Source organism: Coleofasciculus sp. (genome assembly GCF_046539235.1).
Classification (GTDB): domain Bacteria; phylum Cyanobacteriota; class Cyanobacteriia; order Cyanobacteriales; family Coleofasciculaceae; genus Coleofasciculus.
This window is the reverse complement of the sequence record NZ_JBKHHI010000583.1, coordinates 1-3,116: the sequence shown is the minus strand read 5'-3', so window position 1 is coordinate 3,116 and position 3,116 is coordinate 1. Positions and strand designations below refer to the sequence as shown.

Here is a 3,116-nt window from a genome sequence, read left to right as displayed (position 1 = left end):
GGGTCGAGAGATTGCCAAAGTCATGGGACACACCGAAGCCCTCTGGTTAGAACGACCTAGCCGTCAGACGAAAGAACAACCACAGCAGGTGATTGAAGCGTTGAACCTCAAGCCCACGGATATTGTGGCAGATATTGGTGCAGGTACAGGTTATTTTAGCTTTCGGATCAGTCCTCGTGTTCCTCAGGGTAGGGTGCTGGCGGTGGATATTCAGCCGGAGATGCTGGATATGATCGAATTCCTGAAAACCGAGAACAATGTGACTAATGTTGAGCCAATCTTGGGAAGTACCACTGACCCCAATTTACCCGAAGAAACCGTTGACTTAGCCTTGATGGTCGATGCTTATCACGAATTTGCCTATCCTAGAGAAATGATGAGTGGAATTGTGCGATCGCTTAAACCCGGTGGACGAGTTGTACTGGTAGAATATCGCCGGGAGAATCCCTTGATTCCGATTAAAGCGCTGCATAAAATGACTCAGAGACAAGCAAGAAAAGAAATGAAAGCGGTAGGGTTGAAGTGGCTGGAAACCAAAAAGTTCTTACCCCAGCAGCATTTGATGCTATTCCAGAAACCACTCAAATCTGCCAGTTAGTCCGATTTTAAGGATATAAGCCAGCGATGAATGATTCCATTGTTGTGTTTAGGACTTCTGAAATTAGAGTACAAGTATATCTACAGGCGTCTATTCCTGGCAGGAAAACTGTAATTTCAGTTGATAAAAATCACCCGTTTAACCCAACTGTGTTCTTCTTTTTGGTAGGGGCATGTTTGGCTATCATCATTGTTCTATTTTGGGCAAATAACTAAATCCTATACCTGTTGTCTAAACAGTGAAAATGTCCCTCTATCTTACCACATTGCACCTTTCCTTCTACCCGTTGCCTTGGGTAATACCAAAGTATAAATATTCAACCGAACATGATATCAGTTCATCCAACGCCAGTTATAGCGATTCCACTCATAAATCCCTTGAATCTCATATTCCATGCCATTATCGAAGCGCACGACACAATTCCCTCCCGAACCATCACTCTCTATACCCTGAGAAATCTGCACCACTGTACAAGGAAACCACTCCCGACTACAGGGTCCATTATCTTGTACCCATTCCCAAAGTCCATTCGACACTTCAATGCGATCGCCGATTTTTAATTTTAACCCTTCTGTGGGGTTCTGTGCGTCTAGATACTGCGCCAGATGCACGCGCTTGATCCGATTTAGCCATTGGGGTCCATAGCGATCGCGGATAAACTGGACGGATGAAGACTCGCGATTATGCAGCCAGTCGTTGAGGAGTTGGATTTTCCAGGAATAGCCCAGCCGTTCCTGTTCCGTGACAAACTGCCAAAAGCGCGATCGCTCATCTGGAGTCAGTTCATCCAGAGGATTAGCTGTTGTCTGATCCCCTATTGCCGAAGACTGTAAGGATTGACCCCTAACCGCTTCCATCAACACCCGCCGTAAAATTTGTTTCTGCGAGTCAGTCAGGGGACATAAAACCGCTTCACATTGGATAAAGGCGAGTTGCAAGACAGCTTCAATCTCGGCTGGGTTCATAACAGGCTCAATCAGCAGACTGACTTATAGCTGGTGATAGCGTGTAGCAATAATAATTCATGATAATCTCTCAGAAGACAATTCAGCCGCCTAATTAAGGACAGTTTGCGGCTGGATTCGCGCTATGCTGAGGAATGGAATGATTTAGTTAAGATAATTATTACTATCGGCTATGCGAATTCAAAGTTGGTTTACTACCATTACAGTTGCTTGTCTGTTTTGGCTGATCAGTTGGGTCGTTACCCCTGCTGCGTTTGCCTTCGTTCAGGTAGAACTATCTGACCTGTCTTACCACGAATGTTCCTCCAAGTTTTCCGAAGGATTGGTCACACCCGGTTCCATCCAAGCCGCCAATTGCTACATCATTACAGGTAAAGCCATCAACAAGTCAGGTAAACCCGTGATCAACGCTGACATTTTTGGTCGAATCTACGATGCCAATCATAATCCCGTCTTTCAAAATCGTACCCGGCTGGGTGCCATTGATGAAGTCCCACCGGGCGTTAGTGATTTTGAAGTGCGAATTACGGTTTCGGCTAATCAGCCAACCCCATTGCAGCTTGAACAATTCAAAGCCTCCGGTTTTACGGGCAAAGTCCGCCGTTAGCATTGGGTTGACTCCCAATTCGTAGTTGACCCAGCCAGCCCTAGCCTAGATGCTGACAATCAATTGAGCGACAACTTGCAGGGCAATAATCGCCAGCAGAGGGGATAAGTCCAGACCTCCAATCGGCGGAATAAAGGAGCGGAAAATATTCAGGTAAGGGTCAGTAATTGGGCTGAGAAACCCAGCAATCTGGTTCATCCATTCAACCGTGGGGAACCAGGTTAACAGAATGCGGACAAATATCAGCAGTAGATAGATATTGAGGAAATTGTAGAGACTTTCGGTTACCAGTGCTGTAGGCATAAATTGAAATAGTTCCTTACTAGGTTTAGAGGGCGGATATGATAGTGCCTTTCTAGCCAGTTTAACTGATATCACTCCATTCCGGCTCAGGAATCGAGGGAACCTTCCCTATCGGTGAGTTCCGTACTCCCACTCCCATTCACCGGACCCAATTGCTGGCGCACATCATCGATCGCTGTATTAAGCTGGGCAATTTTGTCTTCTAAACTGCGACGCGCCGCTTCAATGCTCTCCTCGGAGTTGAGCTGAGACTTTTTACCCTTCATCGCTTTCTTCTCGGATAGACGGGACTTGAGTAAAGACTGATCGGTATCTTCATCGCTATTATTGCGTTGTCCGGCTAGTATGGCTCCGATAACGCCACCGACTACTCCCCCTATGGCGATTCCGGCGAGAAGTCCACCTGTAAAACCATCGCGCTGACTCATTTTTCCTTTTGTACCCTTGAAATAAAAAACGCAACTGCTTTTCCAGATTAACGGTTGGCTGACGCGGATGCCTACATCTTTGTCATTTGTCATTCGTCATTCGTCATTTGTCCTTTGTCATTCGTCGCAGAATGCTGGTAATCCTTTGGGGCGGGTTTATTTATATCAGGGTGCAAAGCTTCCCGTTAGTGGTAAAACCCGCCCCTACAATTCCC

At 46.3% G+C, this 3,116-nt stretch carries 5 protein-coding genes; 2 read left to right on the top strand and 3 right to left on the bottom strand.

The features are described 5' to 3' along the window. On the top strand, positions 1–598 hold a 598-nt coding region (locus ACLFWI_RS28845), incomplete at its 5' end, for a class I SAM-dependent methyltransferase (RefSeq protein WP_446415786.1). A 332-nt stretch (positions 599–930) separates the two neighbouring features. On the opposite strand, the gene ACLFWI_RS28840 is transcribed toward ACLFWI_RS28845, so the two are convergent. Further along, positions 931–1,563 carry a hypothetical protein gene (locus ACLFWI_RS28840; RefSeq protein ID WP_446415785.1) on the bottom strand — a complete coding sequence of 211 codons (633 nt, stop codon included), beginning with the start codon at positions 1,561–1,563 and terminating at the stop codon, positions 931–933. Between the two features lie 172 nt (positions 1,564–1,735). Between ACLFWI_RS28840 and ACLFWI_RS28835 the strand changes: the two genes are divergently transcribed. Next, entirely contained in the window at positions 1,736–2,170 is a 435-nt protein-coding gene (locus ACLFWI_RS28835; RefSeq protein WP_446415784.1) for a hypothetical protein, read from the top strand. A 45-nt stretch (positions 2,171–2,215) separates the two neighbouring features. On the opposite strand, the gene ACLFWI_RS28830 is transcribed toward ACLFWI_RS28835, so the two are convergent. Both ACLFWI_RS28830 and ACLFWI_RS28825 read right to left on the bottom strand, forming a co-directional pair. Beyond that, positions 2,216–2,473, bottom strand: coding sequence for a YggT family protein (locus tag ACLFWI_RS28830; protein ID WP_446380172.1), 258 nt, complete (start codon positions 2,471–2,473; stop codon positions 2,216–2,218). Positions 2,474–2,559: 86 nt separating this feature from the next. Continuing rightward, positions 2,560–2,901 (bottom strand): hypothetical protein, encoded by a 342-nt coding sequence (locus tag ACLFWI_RS28825; RefSeq protein WP_446409080.1) that lies wholly within the window; start codon positions 2,899–2,901, stop codon positions 2,560–2,562. Between the last annotated feature and the right edge of the window lie 215 nt (positions 2,902–3,116).

Bases quoted from the DNA above. Each gene is read 5' to 3' on its own strand.
- ACLFWI_RS28840 (WP_446415785.1), bottom strand. From the start codon at position 1,563: ATGAACCCAGCCGAGATTGAAGCTGTCTTGCAACTCGCCTTTATCCAA.
- ACLFWI_RS28835 (WP_446415784.1), top strand. From the start codon at position 1,736: ATGCGAATTCAAAGTTGGTTTACTACCATTACAGTTGCTTGTCTGTTT.
- ACLFWI_RS28830 (WP_446380172.1), bottom strand. From the start codon at position 2,473: ATGCCTACAGCACTGGTAACCGAAAGTCTCTACAATTTCCTCAATATC.
- ACLFWI_RS28825 (WP_446409080.1), bottom strand. From the start codon at position 2,901: ATGAGTCAGCGCGATGGTTTTACAGGTGGACTTCTCGCCGGAATCGCC.